The organism is Actinomadura miaoliensis, from assembly GCF_039536785.1.
Taxonomy (GTDB): domain Bacteria; phylum Actinomycetota; class Actinomycetes; order Streptosporangiales; family Streptosporangiaceae; genus Spirillospora; species Spirillospora miaoliensis.
In genome coordinates this window covers 63,224-79,944 of sequence record NZ_BAAAZG010000006.1, presented here as the reverse complement: position 1 = coordinate 79,944, position 16,721 = coordinate 63,224, and the positions used below count along the sequence as shown (strand labels likewise).

Annotated in this window: 15 protein-coding genes; 4 read left to right on the top strand and 11 right to left on the bottom strand. The window is 72.7% G+C overall.

Annotated features, from left to right (window positions below):
* Nucleotides 1-68: 68 nt before the first annotated feature.
* Both ABD811_RS07895 and ABD811_RS07890 read left to right on the top strand, forming a co-directional pair.
* Nucleotides 69-890 carry an oxygenase MpaB family protein gene (locus ABD811_RS07895; RefSeq protein ID WP_344943094.1) on the top strand — a complete coding sequence of 274 codons (822 nt, stop codon included), beginning with the start codon at nucleotides 69-71 and terminating at the stop codon, nucleotides 888-890.
* Between the two features lie 52 nt (nucleotides 891-942).
* Nucleotides 943-1,845 carry an oxygenase MpaB family protein gene (locus ABD811_RS07890; RefSeq protein WP_344943091.1) on the top strand — a complete coding sequence of 301 codons (903 nt, stop codon included), beginning with the start codon at nucleotides 943-945 and terminating at the stop codon, nucleotides 1,843-1,845.
* Nucleotides 1,846-2,011: 166 nt separating this feature from the next.
* Here the strand turns inward: ABD811_RS07890 and ABD811_RS07885 are convergent, their stop codons facing one another.
* The 11 genes from ABD811_RS07885 to ABD811_RS07835 all read right to left on the bottom strand — a co-directional run bounded on the left by ABD811_RS07885 (nucleotide 2,012) and on the right by ABD811_RS07835 (nucleotide 13,319).
* Nucleotides 2,012-2,692: a TetR/AcrR family transcriptional regulator gene (locus tag ABD811_RS07885; protein ID WP_344943089.1), complete on the bottom strand. Its 681-nt coding sequence runs from the start codon at nucleotides 2,690-2,692 to the stop codon at nucleotides 2,012-2,014.
* Between the two features lie 106 nt (nucleotides 2,693-2,798).
* Entirely contained in the window at nucleotides 2,799-3,617 is an 819-nt protein-coding gene (locus tag ABD811_RS07880; RefSeq protein WP_344943086.1) for a hypothetical protein, read from the bottom strand.
* Between the two features lie 18 nt (nucleotides 3,618-3,635).
* On the bottom strand, nucleotides 3,636-4,922 hold the full coding sequence (locus tag ABD811_RS07875; protein WP_344943083.1) for an MCE family protein: 1,287 nt from the start codon (nucleotides 4,920-4,922) through the stop codon (nucleotides 3,636-3,638).
* On the bottom strand, nucleotides 4,919-5,953 hold the full coding sequence (locus ABD811_RS07870) for an MCE family protein (RefSeq protein WP_344943080.1): 1,035 nt from the start codon (nucleotides 5,951-5,953) through the stop codon (nucleotides 4,919-4,921). The genes ABD811_RS07875 and ABD811_RS07870 overlap by 4 nt, the downstream gene beginning before the upstream one ends.
* 26 nt (nucleotides 5,954-5,979) lie before the next feature.
* A complete protein-coding gene (locus ABD811_RS07865; protein ID WP_344943077.1) occupies nucleotides 5,980-7,023 on the bottom strand; it encodes an MCE family protein in 1,044 nt (347 codons plus the stop codon).
* Nucleotides 7,020-8,075: an MCE family protein gene (locus tag ABD811_RS07860; RefSeq protein WP_344943074.1), complete on the bottom strand. Its 1,056-nt coding sequence runs from the start codon at nucleotides 8,073-8,075 to the stop codon at nucleotides 7,020-7,022. Before ABD811_RS07860 ends, ABD811_RS07865 begins: the two co-directional genes overlap by 4 nt.
* Complete coding sequence (locus ABD811_RS07855) at nucleotides 8,076-9,215, bottom strand: MCE family protein (RefSeq protein ID WP_344943071.1); 1,140 nt, start codon at nucleotides 9,213-9,215, stop codon at nucleotides 8,076-8,078.
* Between the two features lie 79 nt (nucleotides 9,216-9,294).
* Nucleotides 9,295-10,317 (bottom strand): MlaD family protein, encoded by a 1,023-nt coding sequence (locus tag ABD811_RS07850; protein ID WP_344943069.1) that lies wholly within the window; start codon nucleotides 10,315-10,317, stop codon nucleotides 9,295-9,297.
* Nucleotides 10,314-11,192 carry an ABC transporter permease gene (locus ABD811_RS07845; RefSeq protein WP_344943066.1) on the bottom strand — a complete coding sequence of 293 codons (879 nt, stop codon included), beginning with the start codon at nucleotides 11,190-11,192 and terminating at the stop codon, nucleotides 10,314-10,316. The genes ABD811_RS07850 and ABD811_RS07845 overlap by 4 nt, the downstream gene beginning before the upstream one ends.
* Nucleotides 11,192-11,977: an MlaE family ABC transporter permease gene (locus tag ABD811_RS07840; protein ID WP_344943063.1), complete on the bottom strand. Its 786-nt coding sequence runs from the start codon at nucleotides 11,975-11,977 to the stop codon at nucleotides 11,192-11,194. Before ABD811_RS07840 ends, ABD811_RS07845 begins: the two co-directional genes overlap by 1 nt.
* 325 nt (nucleotides 11,978-12,302) lie before the next feature.
* Nucleotides 12,303-13,319, bottom strand: coding sequence for an effector-associated domain 2-containing protein (locus tag ABD811_RS07835; protein WP_344943539.1), 1,017 nt, complete (start codon nucleotides 13,317-13,319; stop codon nucleotides 12,303-12,305).
* Nucleotides 13,320-13,572: 253 nt separating this feature from the next.
* On the opposite strand from ABD811_RS07835, the gene ABD811_RS07830 reads away from it, so the two are divergent.
* Both ABD811_RS07830 and ABD811_RS07825 read left to right on the top strand, forming a co-directional pair.
* Nucleotides 13,573-15,147 carry a VMAP-C domain-containing protein gene (locus ABD811_RS07830; RefSeq protein WP_344943060.1) on the top strand — a complete coding sequence of 525 codons (1,575 nt, stop codon included), beginning with the start codon at nucleotides 13,573-13,575 and terminating at the stop codon, nucleotides 15,145-15,147.
* A gap of 227 nt (nucleotides 15,148-15,374) precedes the next feature.
* Nucleotides 15,375-16,604: an AAA family ATPase gene (locus ABD811_RS07825; protein ID WP_344943057.1), complete on the top strand. Its 1,230-nt coding sequence runs from the start codon at nucleotides 15,375-15,377 to the stop codon at nucleotides 16,602-16,604.
* Nucleotides 16,605-16,721: the final 117 nt, after the last annotated feature.

Genomic DNA, 16,721 nt, shown 5'->3' with positions numbered 1-16,721 from the left:
TCTTGACAGACCCGCCGGAGAGCCCTTCACTATCTGAAAACGGACGTTATCAGATCACCGGAGGCGCCATGCCCCCCACCGAACCGGTCCCGTTCGACCGGAAGGCGATCGTCGGCGCGGCCCTGCTGGCCGGCGGCGCCAACGTGATCATGCAGCTGGCCCGGCCCGGGGTCGGGTACGGAGTGATCGAGAGCCCCGTGGAGAGCGGGCAGCTGCACCGCCACCCGATCAAGCGGGCCCGCACGACGTTCAGCTACCTCGCCGTCGCCATCATGGGCACCCCGCAGGAGAAGGCCGCCTTCCGCAAGGCGGTGAACAAGGCGCACGCGCAGGTCCGCTCGGGCCCCGCCAGCCCGGTGCCCTACAACGCCTTCGACCGCGAGCTGCAGCTGTGGGTCGCGGCCTGCCTGTACCGAGGGCTGGAGGACACCTATCGCTCGTTCATCGGCCCCATCGACCCCGCCGAACGGGAACGGCTCTACCGGTCGGCCGCGACCCTCGGCACCACCCTGCAGGTGCGGCCGGAGGACTGGCCTCCCGACCGCGCGGCCTTCGAGGAGTACTGGCAGCGGGAACTGAAGAAGATCGCTATCGACGAGCCGGTGCGCCGCTACCTCGGCGACCTGGCCGACCTGCGGTTCCTGCCCGGTCCGGTCAGCCTGCTGTTCGGACCGGCCAACCGCTTCGTCACCACGGGATTCCTGCCGCCGGAGTTCCGCGAGCAGATGAGGCTGCCCTGGAGCGACCGGGACCAGCGGCGGTTCGACCGGCTCGTCGCCGCGCTGCGCGCCTTCGTGCGCATCCAGCCCCCGGTACTGCGGCGGTTCCCGTTCGACCTGCTGCTGTGGGACGTGCGGCGGCGCATGCGCACCGGCCGTCCACTGGTCTGACGACATCGACGAGGATCGACGAGGAGTGACGAGGAGTGACGAGGAGTGACGAATGACCATCACCGGCGAATCGAGGAACGCGCGGACCCGGGCGCCGGCGCCGGTCCCGTTCCGGCCCGGCTCGATCCTGTGGGACACCATCGGGCTGCACACGTCCGTGCTCGCGGCCAACAGCGCGTTCGTCCTGCAGACGATGCATCCGTCGATCGGCACCGTGGTGGACCAGCGGTCGCGCTTCCGCGTCGACCCGGTGGGGCGGGCGGCACGCAGCTTCGCCTCGGTGCAGACCTGGATCTACGGCGGCGAGGAGGCGATCGAGGAGGGGCTGCGGCTGCGCGAGATGCACAAGTCGCTGAGCGCCGTGGACGAGGAGGGGCGCACCCATCACGCGCTGTCCGCCGAACCGTGGGCCTGGGTGCACCTGACCGGCTTCTACGCCGCCGTGACCGCCGCGCGCTACTTCGCTCCCGCCGAGCCCACGCCCGAGGAGGAGCAGCAGATCTTCGACGAGTTCATGCGGCTCGGCCGCATCCTGCGGGTTCCCGAGCGCATGCTGCCGAAGTCGATCCCGGAGTACTGGGTCTACTTCGACGACATGGTGGAGAACACCCTCGTCCCGCACCGGGTGGCGCACGACGTGCTGGACATGCTGGACCGGGTGCCGCCGGGGACGCCGGCCCTGCTGCGGCCGCTCGCGGCGCCCGCCGGCCTCGCCGCCGGGCGGCTCGTCCGCTTCATCACCGTCGGCACGCTGCCCCCGGCGGCGCGCGACAAGCTCGGGCTGTCATGGAGCCGCGCCGACGACCGGCGGCTGCGCGTCGTCTGCCGGACCATCGCCGTCACCACCGCGCGGCTTCCCGAACGCCTGCGCTACATGCCGATCGCCTACCGGGCACGGCAGGCCGCCCGGGCGCGGCAGCGTCTCGACCAGGCCCTCGCCGACCGCCCGCTCTAATGTTATTGGCGATCCGCCAATAACTATTGTCAAGTCGCCAACAAGGCTCTACCGTGCCCATTACCGGAAGGTCCTGCCGCACGTTCCCGACCGGTGAACGCCCCCTGGACTCCCGGCGTTGGCCGCACAGCGACCCGTACCCCGCGGCCAATGCCGGGCCCCCTCGTCACTCGGGCGGCGGCCCGGCGGGTGCCTCGGCGGACGGCGCCCGGGCGGTCTCCACCAGCGCGGGGACGACGTCCTCGATGAGGTGGAGCAGGACCTGCCGCAGCAGCAGACGCACCTGGTCGCGGGACAGACGGCCCTGCTTGAGCCATTCGCGGGTGGTGGCCTCGGCCATGGCGGAGTAGCCGCGGAAGGCCGCGCGGATCTCCGGGTGTGTCCGCGACAGCGGGGTGAGGCCGACCACCTCGGTCATGTGGTCGACGGCGCGGTCGCGGGCCTCCTCCAGGATGCGGTCCAGGTCCGCGTCGCCTCCCGAGGCGGTCATGTCCAAGGCGGCGACCCACGTTTCGCGGTTGCGTTCCAGCAGTTCCAGCCACGCCTCGATGCTCTGGTCGATGCGGTCGCCGACGCTCGCGCCCGCCACGAACGCCGGGACCGGGATCGGCGGCACGCTCATCATCTGGCTCACCGCCGCCAGGTACAGCTCGCGCTTGGTGCCGAAGTAGTGGTTCAGCAGCCCGCGGCTGACGCCCGCCGCGGCGGCGATCTCGGTGTTGGACACGGTGGCGTACGGGCGCCGGCTGAACAGCTCGCGCGCGCAGGCGAGGATCTGGTCGCGCCGCTCGTCGGGCTCCTTGCGGACGCGACGCGGCGCCGCCCCGTCCCCCCGCCGCTCGCTCATCGCGTCCTCGCCATCGTCACCCGTCCCGGCGATCCGACGATACCGGCGCCGGTACCGGAACGGCCGCCGGCGGCCGCGAGCACGACCGGTGCCCCGCCGGCGGCGCTCATCCGCCGGAGGAGGACGGGGACGGGGACGGGTTCGGCAGCGGCGAGCCGTCACCCTGCCGCTGCTCGCCGTCGTCGCCGGTCATGGTCTCGTCGGCGGCGCCGATCGAGGTGACCTCGGTGACCCGCCAGCGCTCACCGGTGCGGGTGAGCCGCATGTCCAGGTGGGACCCCAGCACGCGGCGGGTGCCGGCGGAGCTGCGCACCTCCGAGTCCATGACCACGATCGCCCGTGCCGTCGAGCCCTCGATGTCACCGAGATAGACGGTGCGCACGGTCGCGGTCGCGTCGGCCTTGAGCCGGGCGATGACGCTCTCCAGTCCGCCGGTGAACGCGGCGTCGTAGGTCTTGGCGAAGTCGTCGGACGCCAGCGACAGCACCCGGTTCCTGGCCGCCTGCAGGTTGCGGTGGTCGTAGCTGAGCAGCGCCTGCCCGAACTCGCCGGCCCGGGCGCGCACGGCCCGCCGGTCGGCCTCCCGCTGCGCGGCCTGGTCGGCCTGGTACCACTGCAGTCCGGCGGTGACGACGGAGGCGACCAAGGCGACCAGCACGGTCGCCCTGGCCAGCGTCGCCCCCGACGGACGGCGGGAACGGGACGAGTCCGCGCGCGCCTCGTCCCCGCCCGCCTCCGTGTCCTCGGCCGCCTTCGCCTCCTGGGCCTCGGCGGCCTTCGCCTCCGGCGCGTCGGCCTTCGCCTCCTCGCCGTTCGCCTCTTCGCCCTTCGCCTCTTCGCCCTTCGGTTCCTCGCCGTTCGGCTCCTCGCCGTTCGGTTCCGCGGTCCGTGGTCGGTGTTCCTCGGTCGTGGCCTCGGCTGGCACTGCTACCTCCCAGAGGGGTCATCTGCGCATGCGGACACGGGCACGTACGGACTGGACGGCGACGGCCAGCAGCACGGCCACGCCGATCACCGGTGGCAGCAGCGGAAGCCACCGCGAGGACACCGGCGGCTCGCCGACGGAGCTGACCGGCTTCGCCGACAGGGTCGGATCAGGGGTCGGCGAGGACGCCCGCGCCGTGGGAGTGGAACCGGTGGCCTTCTTCGCCGAGCCGGCGGTCCCTTTCGCGGAGCCGGTGGTCTTCCCGGTCGCCCGGCACAGGGCCGGCGCGGGCGGATCGGGACGCGGGACGGGGCGGGTGTACTCGGCGGCGGCCTTGGACCCGCCGATGGTGACCACGGGTGTGACGCGCAGGTAGGCGCCGGACGCGTCCCGGGCCGTGATGTCGCCGACCAGGGCCTGCAAGGTGGGGACCATCGTCAGCACGTGCCGGATCCTGGCCGAGTTGGCGGGGGTGAGAAGCGGTGTGGTCGGCGTTCCGGCGGCCGTGAGCAGGCAGCCCAGCCCGGGACGCGACTCCTGGAGCAGCCGGTTCACCTCGCCCAACGTTCCGGGCCCCTTGGCCAGGATGGTGTCGAGATCCTTGCGGTTCTGCCGCACCGAGGCGGTGAGCGCCGCCAGGTCGCCGGTCCCGGACGCGAGCTGGTAGCGGTGGTCGGACAGCGTGGCGGTCAGGCGGGTCAGTTCGACCGACAACGCGTCCAGCGTCCCGGCGTTGGCGGCGAGGGTCCGGGTGAGCTGGTAGGTGTCGCCGATGATGTCGTGGATGGAGCCGCCCCGGCCCTGCAGTCCGGTGGCCGTCTCGTGCACCAGCGTGCGGGCGTCGCGCGGGTCGACGGACCGCAGCGTGGCGCTGAGCCCGGCGAACAGCTCCTGGTAGTCGACGGTTCCGGCGGTGCGGGACAGCGGGATGTGGTCGCCGTCCTTCAGCACGCCGGTGCCGGGGCGGGACGGCTGGGTCAGCTCGATGTACGGCTCGCCGATCGCCGACTTGCGCAGCACCCGGGCGCCGACGCCGGCGGGGACGCGCACGCCGCGGTTCAGGTCGAACCGCACCGCCACGCGGCCCTGCCGCAGCCGGACGGCGCCGACCCGGCCGACCCGTACGCCCAGGTGCGTGATCTCCAGGTCGGCGGTCAGCCCCGGGGAGGTGGTGAAGTCCGCGGTGACGTGGAACGGCCGTTCGAGGGCGTCGATGCTGATGATGCTCCGTACCGCCCACACCGACAGCACCACGCCGAGCAGGGCGAAGAAGGCCAGGTTGACGAGGATGCGGGGTTCTCTCATGGGCGCGGCCCCATCAGCTCGGTGAACGGGCGGCGCTCCGTCGCCTGCGCGGTGGTCCCGGGCCGCGGCAGGAAGCCCTTGATCCAGGCGAAGAGCAGTGCCTGGCCGCTGGAGGAGACCGACGGGCCGCGCAGGAAGGCCAGCACGGCGTTCGCCAGCACCTTGAGGTCCTCGCCGCCGCGGACGGCGGCGGCCAGCAGCGCGTCGGCGCGGCGCAGCAGGGCGGCCAGGCGTTCGGCATGGCGGGTCTGGACGTCGGCGTTGACGGAACGGGCGAGTTTCGTCAGCTGCTGGACGGCCCGTTTGAGCTGGGCCCGGTCGGCCTGCAGCCGCTCGGTGGCGAGCGCGACGTTGCCGGGCAGCCGGTCGATCTGCCGCGAGCCCTCGCGCAGCGATCCGCCGATGCGGGCGAGGGCGTCCAGGGCGCGACCGAGATCGCGGCTCGCGGCGGCGTAGCTGTCGGAGACGTCGGCGGCCTTCTTGACGAGGGTGTTGAGCCGGCGGCCCTTGCCGTCGAGGGCGGTCGCGGACTCGCCGGTGATCGTCGACAGGTCCTGGCCGCCCAGCGCGGCCAGCAGCGGGCCGAGCCGCTGACTGATCTGCTCCAGGTCGGGCTGGACGGACGTCTGCCCGATCTCGGCCCCGCTCGCCAGGAACGGCCCGGTGCGCATGTCGCGGCCGCGGGGCAGGTCCAGGCGCACGTAGTTCTCGCCCAGCAGCGACGTCCTGGCGACGGTCGCGGTGGTGCCGACCGGGATGCGCCGGTCGTCGCGCAGCGCCATCGTCACCTTGCCGCGGTATCCGGCCAGGCGGATGCCGGTGACGGTGCCGACGCGGATGTCGGCGACCTGGACGCTGTGACCGACGACCAGGCTCTGCACGTCGTCGAACGTGGCGGTGAGGACCATGTCGCCGCGCGGCGCGCCGATCGTCTGGAGGGAGCAGCCGCCCGTGCCCGCCGCCAGGGCGACCACCAGGGGCGCGGCGAGGACGGCGGCCGGGACCGGACGTCTCGCCGTGGGCCTCGCCACCCGCCGGTCCCCCGGCCCGCGGGCGCTCACGGCCGGGCCTTTCCGGGCGGGTCGGTGCAGTCGGCCAGTTCGGGTCTGCCCTCCAGGCAGGGGACGGTGCCCCAGCCCATCGCGGTGAACAGCGGCTGGAGCCAGGCCCGCAGGGTGCCGTGGACGACCAGGCGGACGGTGGCGACGTGGTTCTCGCGGTCCCACGCCTGGACGGCCACGTCGGCGAACTGCCCGAGGGCGCCGATGGCCTGCTCCAGCGAGCCGGCGTTGGCCTTGAGCGTCATCACGATGTTGGACAGGTCGGTGACGGTGCCGGGCAGGGTCTCCCGGTAGGCGGTGACCAGGACCCCGCTCTTGCGGATGGCGGCGGCGAGCCCCTCGACGAACCGGTTCAGCCGGGTGCGTTCCTCGGCCAGCGTGCGGCTGGTCGTGGAGAACGACTCGATGAGCTCGCCGAGGCGGCGGTCGCGGCGGTTGAGGTCGGCCGCCAGCGTCCGCAGCCCCTCGGCGAGCGAGACCAGCCGCCGGTCGTGGGCGGCCAGGTTGTGGGTGAGGGACGCGGTGCCGCGCAGGGCCTCGTTGATGTCGTCGCCGTGCCCCCGCAGGCCGTCGGCGCCGCGCCGCACGGACGTGCCGAGCCGCCGGGAGTCGATCGACCGGTTCAGCCTGGCGAACGCGGCGAGCGCCTCGTCGATCTCGACCGGCAGTTCGGTGCGTTCCCGCGGGATGACCATGCCGGGCGGGGCCTTGGCCCGGCCCGGCGTCCACGCCGGTTCCAGCCGGACGTACCGCTCGCCGAGCGCGTTGGCCGAGGCGATGACGGCCCTGGCGTCCCGGCGCACCGGCACCGACGCGTCGACGGCCAGGTCGACGCGCACCCGGTCGCCCTCGTCGCGGATGGCGGTGACACTGCCGGCGTCGGCGCCCATGACCTTCACCCGGGACTGCTCGTACAGCGAGGTGGTCCTGGCGAAGTAGACGGTGATGCGGTAGGTGCCGTCGCCGGTGCCGGTCACGGCGCATCCGCCCGCGCTCGCGGTGAGGGCCAGGGCGAACACCGTCGCGACGAGTCGTCTCATCGTCCTCCTCCCCGGGTGGCCGGCGACCGCCGCGATTCGGGCAGCAGCCGCGCCAGCTCGGCCAGGTCCTTGGGCGACAGCGGGCCGAGGCCGGTGGCCACGACCTCCAGCCAGGGCCCCTGGCCGCCGACGCCCGAAAGCCCGCTGAGCGTCGGGCCCGCCCAGGCGAGCAACTCGTTGAAGTCCTTCGTCGCGGGACGCAGGGTCCCCAGGGTGCGGTTCAGGTCGTCGATGACGGAGATCAGCTCGCGCTGCCGTTCGTCGATCAGCCGGGTCATCGCGGTGACGGTCCGGCCCCCGGCGCCCAGGAAGGTCGACAGCTCGTCGCGGCGGCGCCTCAGCTCGTTCAGCATGATCTGCACGTTGGTGAGCAGCCGGGACAGCTGCCGGTCCTTGGCCCGGGCGAGGTCGAGCACTCGTTCACCATTGGTGAGCAGCTTGTCGATCTGGGGATCGGACTCCTCGACGGTCCGCGCCAGCTCGGCGAGGTCGGTCAGGACGCGGCCGAGCCGGTCGCGGTCGTGCGCGCTCACCTCGCCCAGCTCGCCCAGGATCCGGTCGATGGACCGGGTGTCGAGCCGGGTGACGGTCCTGGTGGAGGTGTTGAGCACGTCGTTGACGGTGGTGGGCGTGCCGGTGCGGTCGAGGGGGATGCGGCGGCGCTCGTCCGGCAGGTCGGCCAGGTGCGGGGTGGTGACCGGGCCGGACAGCCGCAGGTAGCGGCCGCCCAGGACGTTGGCGACCTTGACCTCGGCGCGGGTGGCGGGCCCCAGGTCCACCTCGGCGTCCACCTTCCAGGTGACCAGCACGCGGCCCCGGGCGAAGTCCGGCTCGACGGCGGTCACCTCGCCCGCCCGGATGCCCGCGACCCGCACCTCGTCCCCGGACCGCAGCCCTCCGGTGTCGGCGAACACGCCGGTGACGGTGTAGCGGTCCTGCAGCAGCCCCCGGGTGCCGACCAGGTACACGCCGACGACCAGGACGAGCAGTGTCCCCGTCGAGACCAGCCCGACGGTGGTCCTGTTGCGGTCGCGGAACGATTTCAGTGCCATTCAGCCGCCTCCGACCAGCAGACGACGCAGCGCGTCGGACGAGTCGAGGGCCACCGCGCCGCCGGTTCCCGGAGCGGCGGCGCCGCCGGCGGCGCGCGGTTTCCCGTCGCGGCCCTTCCCGCCGCCGGAACCGGTTTCGCGGGGCCCCGGCAGGCGGGTCGGGTACGGGCACGGCGGGGCGGCGAGGCTGACGCACGGCGCGGCGACCTCGACGTAGCGTCCGTTGTCGACGGCGGCGAAGATGTGCTGGAGCTTGGGCGTCGCCGACCCCAGGACCTGCGCCAGCGTGCCGCTGTTGCGCCGTACGCCCGAGGTGAACTCCGCCAGCCGGGAGATGACGGCGGCCAGTTCGCGGCTGTTGCCCGCCAGCACCTTGTCCGAGGTGTTCGCCAGGGCCGCCAGCTCCACCAGGGCCTGGTCGACAAGCCGCCGGTTGTCGGCGAACGCGCCGCTCAACTCGACCAGGTCGGCCACGGCGGCGGCGATCTGCCGGTCGCGGCGGGCGATGATCTCGGTGACGGTCGCGTAGTCGGCCAGCATCCGCCGCAGGGTGGCGCGGCGGGCCGCGATCGTGGACGACAGCTCCTCCACGTTCACCACCAGCCGGTCCAGCTCGCCGGCGTTGCCGTCCAGCGCCTGCGCCAGCGACACCAGCACCTGGTTGACCTGGGCGGGATCGACGCTCCTGGTCAGCGGGGCCAGCTGGTCGACCAGGGCACTGGCGTCGACCACCGACCGGGTCCGGGTGATGTGCGCGCCGGGCGGCATCGGCGTCGGGCTGGTGCCGGGGATCAGGTAGACGACACGGCGTCCCATGGCGTCGCGCCAGCGGATGGCGGCCTCGCTGTCGGCGGGGACGGTGACCGACCGGTTCACGGTGAGGCGCACCCGGGCCCGGCCGTCGGCGACCCGCAGGTCGTCGACCCGGCCCACCGGGGTGCCCGCGATCTTCACCTGGTCGCCGGGCTCCAGGCCGCTGGCGTCGTCGAAGGTGGCGGTCAGCGACCAGCCGTCCTGGAGGCTCACCCGGGCGATCTGCGCGCCGATGTACACCGTGAGCAGGCCGGTGACGGTCACGAACGCCGCCAGGCGGACCGCCGGCCCGATCCGGGCCCGGCCCCGCGCGGACAGGGCTGCCATCCGGTGGCGCGCGTGCGCCGGCGCACCCGCCGGCCGCTTCGTCGGCCGCTTCGTCGATCGCTCCGCCGGTCCCGCCATGTCAGCGACCTCCCGTCGAACCGCACAGGCCGATGATCAGACGGCACGGGTCGGTGGGCAGCAGGCCCTGGACGCGCAGGTAGTTCTTGCCCGGCGGGCCGGGCAGCGAGGACAGCTCCCCGTACAGCGGCAGCAGCCGGTTTCCGGTCCGGACGGCGTTCCCGGCCAGTCCGAGCTGGGCGTAGACGACGGCGGCCGCGCGCTCCCCCGACCGGAACCCCTCGCCGAGCTGGCCGCCGCGTTTGTCGAAGCCGTGCGACACCAGCGCGGAGATCTCCGCGAGCCGGTCGGCGAACGAGCCGAGCCGGTCCCGTCCCCCCGCGGCCGTCGCGGAGATGAGGGCGTTGGCGTCACCGGTGACGGCGACGACGTCGTCGCCCGAGCCCGCACGCGCCAGCGCCCCCGCCAGGTCGGCGGCGTCGCCGAGGAACCGGCGGGCCTCGCCGCGCCGCCGGTGGGCGACGTCGGTCAGGGTGGCGGTCTGGTCGATGGTGGCGCGCAGCCGCCCGCCCTGCCCGTCCAGGCCCTGGGCGAGAGTGCGCACGATCGTGGACACCTCGGTCGCGTCGACCGCGCGCAGCGTCGCGTCCGCCTGGGCCAGCAGGTCGGACAGGTCCTGGGGTGCGGAGGTCCGGGCGATGACCGCGCCGGAGGCCAGGAACGGGCCCGTCCACTCGCCCGATCCCGGGACCAGGTTCACGAACTTGGGGCCGAACGCCGAGGCGGGCTCGATGGACGCCGTGGCCGAGGCCGGCACGCGGACCCCGGGGTCCAGGCGCAGGGTCAGGCGGGCGCGGCCGGCGGGGGTGAGCTCGGTCCGTTCCACCGACCCGACGGTCACGCCGCGGATCTTGACCGGGGCGTCGCCGCCCAGGCCCTGGCCGGCGCGCCCGAACTCGGCCGTCAGCCGCGTCCCCTCCGCCCGCAGCGGGCGGGCCGCCAGCGCGTACCCGCCGAGCGCCGTGGCGACCACGGTGACCAGGGAGATGAGCAGCGCGCGGCGGAACGGGATCTCGTGGTTCATCCGGTCAGCCTCACGGTCGCTCCGGCGCCCCAGAACACGTAGGACAGCAGCAGGTTCAGGGTGACGATCACGATGATGGACAGCCGGATCGCGCGGCCCGCGGCGCGGCCGACCCCGGCGGGCCCGCCGGTGGCGTGGTAGCCGTAGTAGCAGTGGATGGCGATCACCGCGAAGGCGAACACCGCGACCTTGATCGAGCTGTAGACCAGGTCGATGGTCGGCAGGTACAGCCGGAAGTAGTGGTCGTAGACACCGGGGGCCAGGTCGAAGAACTCGGTGCTGATCAGCCGGGTGGCGAAGAAGCTGGCGAACAGGGCGATCAGGTAGAGCGGCACCAGTGCGATCAGCGCCGCGACCACGCGGGTGCACACCAGGTAGGCGAACGAGCCGATGCCCATGACCTCCAGCGCGTCGATCTCCTCGGAGATCCGCATCGCGCCCAGCTCGGCGGTGAACGCCGACCCGCACTGGGCGGCCAGCGCGGTCGCCGCGATCACCGGGGTGATCTCCCGGACGTTGGCGAACGACCCGACCAGCCCCATGAACGACTCGGCGCCGATGGACCGCAGCCCGGTGTAGCCCTGCAGCCCCACCTCGGTGCCGACGAAGAACGCCATCGTGAAGATCACGAAGATCATGCCGCCGCCGACCACGGTGGCCCCGGCGCCCACCACGACGTCGCTGACGTGCCGCGCGACGGTCCGGCCGTACCTGCGGTGCCAGACCAGGTCGCGCAGCGAGTACAGCACCACCCGGTAGACGAACACCGGCCACCGCGCCAGGTCGCCGCTGCGCCGCGCCCCCGTCGCGGCGGCCGTCGCGGCGAGCGCCGCCGCCCGGACGCCGACGCGCGTGGGAAGGAACGGGCCGGCCATCAGATCCTGGGCGGGAACGCGACGAAGTACACCGTCGTGATCACGTAGTTGAGGGCGAACACCAGCATGAAGGCGACCACGATCGCCCGGTTCACCGCCTGCCCCACCCCCACCGGGCTGCCGGCGCAGTTCATGCCCATGTAGCAGGCGACCATGGCGGCGATCAGCCCGAACAGCCACGACTTCAGCAGCGTGACGACCAGGTCGGAAATCTGCAGCAGGGACACCGCGCCGTCGAAGTAGGCGCCGGGGGTCACGTCCTGCAGCAGCACGTTGAACACGAACCCGCCGGCCGCCCCGGCGACGATGACCAGTGAGGCCAGCAGCGTGGAGACCATGCTCGACGCCCACAGGCGGGGGGTGACCAGCCGGTGGATCGGGTTGACCGCCATCACCTCCATGGCGGCCAGCTCGTCGCGGATGCGGCGGGCGCCCATGTCGGCGGTCATCGCCGAACCGCCCGCCCCGGCGATGATGAGGGCCGCCGCGATCGGCGCGACCTCGCGCACCAGGCCGACGACCACCGCGCCGCCCGTCGCCGACTGCGCGCCCAGCTGCGCCGCGAGCTGGCCGACCTGCAACGCGACCGTGGCGCCGAGCGGCAGCGACACCAGGATCACCGGCACGCTCGTGACGCGGGCCAGGAACAAGGACTGCTCGACGAACTCCCAGAACCAGGCGCGCACGTCCCAGGTGCGGCGCAGCCCCTCCAGCGCGACCACGAACAGTTCCCCGGTCTCGCCCAGCAGGTCGTGGACCCGTGCCGGCACCCGAACCGTCGCCATGGCCGTCACCTCCTCCCCGGACTCGCCGTGGGACGCCGCCGCCCGATCACCGCCGAAGCGACGGCCCGGACGGCGGGCACGGCCACATTAGCGACTTGTTGACGGTTCGCCAATAGTTGTTGGCGAGTCGTCAATCATGCGGGCGGGCCTCGGAGGCGAGGGGGCCGGAGCCGGCGCTCCGGCATGTGACCAGGCCAGTTGCCGGTGCGCGGCGGCCGTTTCGCTCAGGGCGCGCAAAGCCCGCCGTGATGGCGGCGTGGTAGTCCGAGCCGCAGGGCCCCGGGCGTCCCCTCGGGGCGGCGAATGTCCTCCGGGCCGGGGGCGCTCAGTCCGACGACCGGACGAGCGCGGCCACGGTCTGCTCCAGCCGCCTCATCTGGGCCGTGTCCCCGACGAGGGAGCGGACGACGGCCAGGAACTCCTCCAGGCCGTTCGGAAACTCCAGGCAGGTCCGCACGATGGAGTGGACGTCCAGATTCGGCTGCGGGCGGCGCGCGATGCGTATGGCGATTTCCTGGCGCAGCGATCCGACGATCTGCTCCCTGCCGTCGGGCGAGGCCAGCAGCGGGATTTCCAGCAGCCGGTCCACGATTTCGAAGATGGGAGGCAGCGCCGGGCGGTCCAATTCTGGTTCCGCGGGCGCCGCCCGCGGCCCGGGCACCGTTTTCGACGGCTCGGTGTCCCGCGCCGTCGGGGCCAGTGGAGAGCCGCTCTCGGAGGATCGTTCGCCCACCGGTTCGCGAATGCACAGCCAGCCGTCGGCGTAGGTCTCCTTCAGCCGGATCTCGATCCGCCGGAACTCGGTCGGGTCGATCGCGCCGAGCCCTTCCTTGATCACTTCTCGGTAGAATTCGTCCGACGCCAGAATTCCCAGGTCGGCGGCGCTTTCGGTGAATGCCGCCTTGAACGACGGGGCGTCGAGCAGCCGCGCGGCGTGGTTCACCGTGACGCCGACCATGCCGTTGTCGTCCATCGTCAGGGGGCCGGCGTGCAGGGCGACGCGCAGCCGCATCTGCGCCTGTTCCACCGACACCTCGTTGTGTCTGCGCAGCTCGGCCCGCAGGTGATCGGGCAGGGGGTGGACGAGGCGCGCCGGGTCGGACGCCGGCGGCAGGATGATGATCGCGCCGTCCCCCCGGTCCTCCCGGTAGCAGTCGTCGTACGGCAGGCCGGACGCGCCGAAGCAGCGCGACAGCGCCTCGTACATGACCTCGCGCAGCCTGCGCTGAACACCGTCGGGCCGCTTCCCGAATCCGACGATGTCGCATGCGAAGATCGTGCAATGCCCGGAGGGGATCCATTCTTTCCGGGCTTCGCCGACTTCATCAACGCCGTCGCGCATCACTTCAGACTCCTTGGCGCGGTGATACCCCCCACTGTGCACGCGCCGCGACGCTCACGGCAAGCTTTCTTTGATCATCTCGGCGTCCGCCATCGTCTTCACACGTGCCCGCGTCCTACCCTTGACGCATCGGGGGACCGTATGAGACCGGGCCGGGGATTTCACTGTGTCCTGCGACGCAGACCGACGTTCCGAATGGTGCTTAGCTTGATCGGAACGAGGGGACCTCTGCCCGAATGCCGGGGAGAAACGCATGGTGGAGGACGAGGGCAGGTTGTCGGCCCTGCCGCAGCGGGCGGTCGAGAGCCTGCGCAACAGGTCCGTCGAAACGGGGAAGGTGGAGCAGTCCACCGCCGAGATCGTCGAACTGCTCGCCGACGTGCCGGTGCTCCGGGAGGCGACGGGGCGCACGGTCCTGGCGCACTACATCAGCGAGGCGTCCGGCCTTCCGCTGATGCTGCCGGAACTGCCCAATCCGAAGTTCCATCTCTACAACCTCGTGCTGGCCTGCAGGGAGATTCCCGACGGGCTGCGCCTGCTGGTCAGCGGGGTGGAGTTCGTGGCCGGGCAGACGACGGCGGTGGCGCGGCTGCGCAGGCTGGTCAGCCCGGTCCGCGAGCACCTGGAACCCGTGGCGGAGTCCCAGCTGGAGGACCTGCTGGCGGGGCTGCGCGTGCCGTCGCTGGCCCGGCTGTACTACGCGGCCACGGGCGGTGGCATCACGCACGTCCCGTTCCGCCTCACCGACGCCTGGGACGCGTTCACCGCCCTGCTGGACCACAACACCGCGCCCGACCGGCCGTCCCCCCACCTGGTCTTCATCGCCATGCTGCTGCGCACGATGCAGGCCCGCGAGGCCGCCGACGCCACCACCCCCGAGAACGCCTGGCGGCTCAAGCGGCTGCGCGAGTGGCTGGCGATGCAGACCGAGCGGCTCCGGATGGACGGGGCGACCGCACAGGCCGACTATCTGGACCGCATGCGGGACCGCACCCAGGACCTGGAGGCGCGTCCCGACAAGCCGATCTACCTGATCATCCAGCTCGAACCGATCCATGATCTGGTCGACGGCCACGTGATGTGCCGCCTGTCGCACTGGCGCCAGGTGCATCCGCTGGAGTGGCGTCCCGAACCCGGCGACGACCGGGTGGTGCCGCTGGACGAGGTGCCCCGGCACGTCGGCGAGCTGATCCGCGAGGCCGAGGAGGGCTGGGCCTACCAGCTGGACGACTCGCTGGTGCTGGAGTTCGTGCTCCCGATGGACATGCTCAACCTGGACCTCGAGCAGTGGACGCGCGATCTGCCCGACGCGCCGCATCCGGCGCCGCTGGGGTCGGAGTACGAGATCCTCATCCGCAGCCAGGAGCGGCTGCGCACGCTGCACATGCACCGCGCGTGGCGGCAGCGCTGGCAGGTGCTGGTCGACGGGGTCGAGTGCGTGACGTACTGGGCGACCGCGGAGGACCCCGCCCACCTGCGCCGGATGGGCCACCGGCTGCTGGGCAGCCGCGAGGTCGTCGCGTGCGTGCTGAGCGGCCCGCCCGACCGCGAGCCGGGGCGCAGCGAGCTGTGGATGGCGCTGCGGGCGGGGATCCCCGTGGTGCTCTGGCACCGGACGCAGGAGCCGCCCGCCGAGGTCCGGCGGGAGGTGCGCCGGATCGTCGAGCGGCGCGACTTCCGCGGCCTGCCCGCCGACATCAAGCGGCTGCGCGCGACCATGCCGGTGGTCGACGACCGTAACTGTCGTACGGATACGCAGGTCGCGCTGCTTTGGGACGACCCGCACCACTTCCTGGACGAAGCGGACACTCTTCGCGCCCCAGGATGATGATCTCGCAACGCGCACACATATCCCTCGAGGGGACACAATCGGCCCCCGCCCGCGCGCGGCACTATACGGCCTCATGGGGAGAGGATCGTCACCGCCGGAATCTTGCCAACCACTCTCAGAACGGGGATCCTCGACGATAGAGTCGGGTCGCCGCGCCATGGCATTCTTTATTAAGCAGAACAATTCCGACGGGACCAGCGGGCCGCAGCAGGAGGGCGTTGCCGATGGCTGACGAGCTGTCCATGCCCCCTTCCCCCGGTGACGGGACAAATCCGCCCGGTTCACCGGAGGGATCGCCGGGGGCGTCGTCGACCGAACGCCCGGCCTGGTGGATCTACCGGGGCACGGGCCGTCCCCTCGCGGAAGGCGAACTCGCCGCCGCCCTGCCCCCGCCGCCCCCGTGGCGCACCTTCGACGGAGGGCCCGCGCTGCCCTCGCCGCCCGCCGACGAGCGCGACTTCGTCCGCAGGCTCGGGCCGGTGGCCGGCGGCAGGCCGCGGCTCGCCGACCGCGAAGAGATCGACATCGTCAACACCGCGCTGCTGCTGCGGCGCCCCCTGCTCATCACCGGCGAGCCCGGGGTGGGCAAGTCCAGCCTCGCCTACCGCGTCGCCCGCGAGCTCGGGCTCGGCAGGGTGCTGCGGTGGCCGGTCAGCAGCCGCAGCACGCTGCGCGAAGGGCTTTACGAGTACGACGCCATCGGCCGGGCGCAGGACGCCGCCACGGCCCGCCAGCTGGCCGGTTCCGGCCGGGGGCAGCACTCCGGGCCTGAGGCGGACGACGCGCGGCGGGCACGGCCGGTCCGGGACGGCCACACGGACGGCGACGCGAACGGCGGCGGCGCGGCCGGGGCGACCGCCGACACCGGCCTGGGCAACTACCTGCAACTCGGCGCGCTCGGCACCGCGCTCCTGCCGTACGAGCTGCCCCGGGTGCTGCTGATCGACGAGCTCGACAAGAGCGACATCGACCTGCCGAACGACCTGCTCGACGTCTTCGAGGAGGGCGAGTACCGGATTCCGGAACTGGTGCGCGTCGGTGCCCGCGAACCCGTCGTGACGGTGCACACCGCCGATCCCGGCGGCACCGCCGAAATCGTGCGGGGGCACGTGCGCTGCCGCGCCTTTCCCCTCATCTTCATCACCAGTAACGGCGAACGCGACTTTCCTCCCGCCTTTCTCCGGCGCTGCCTTCTCTACACCATGAAGGAGCCGGACGAGGCGCGCCTGGCCGATATGGTCTCGGCGCATTTCACCGACAGTTCCGACGAGCGGACCCGGCAACTGGTCCGCAGGTTCCTGGAATACCGCCGCAGCCAGGGCCGGCTCGCCGCGGACCAGCTCCTCAACGCCGCCTACCTGACCAGTTCGGGACGGCACATCCCCGGCGACGAGTGGGAGCGGGTGCTGGACCTGGTCTGGCAGCGCCTGAATCCCGAGGCGGCCGCTGAGTGAACGAACCGTCCGCCGAATCGCCGGTGCGTCCGAAGGCCCCCGACGCGCCGCGGCAGCGGCCTGTCTGGTTCGAGGTCTCCGACGCGATCTGGCTGGCCGGTCACATGGCCGCCGCGG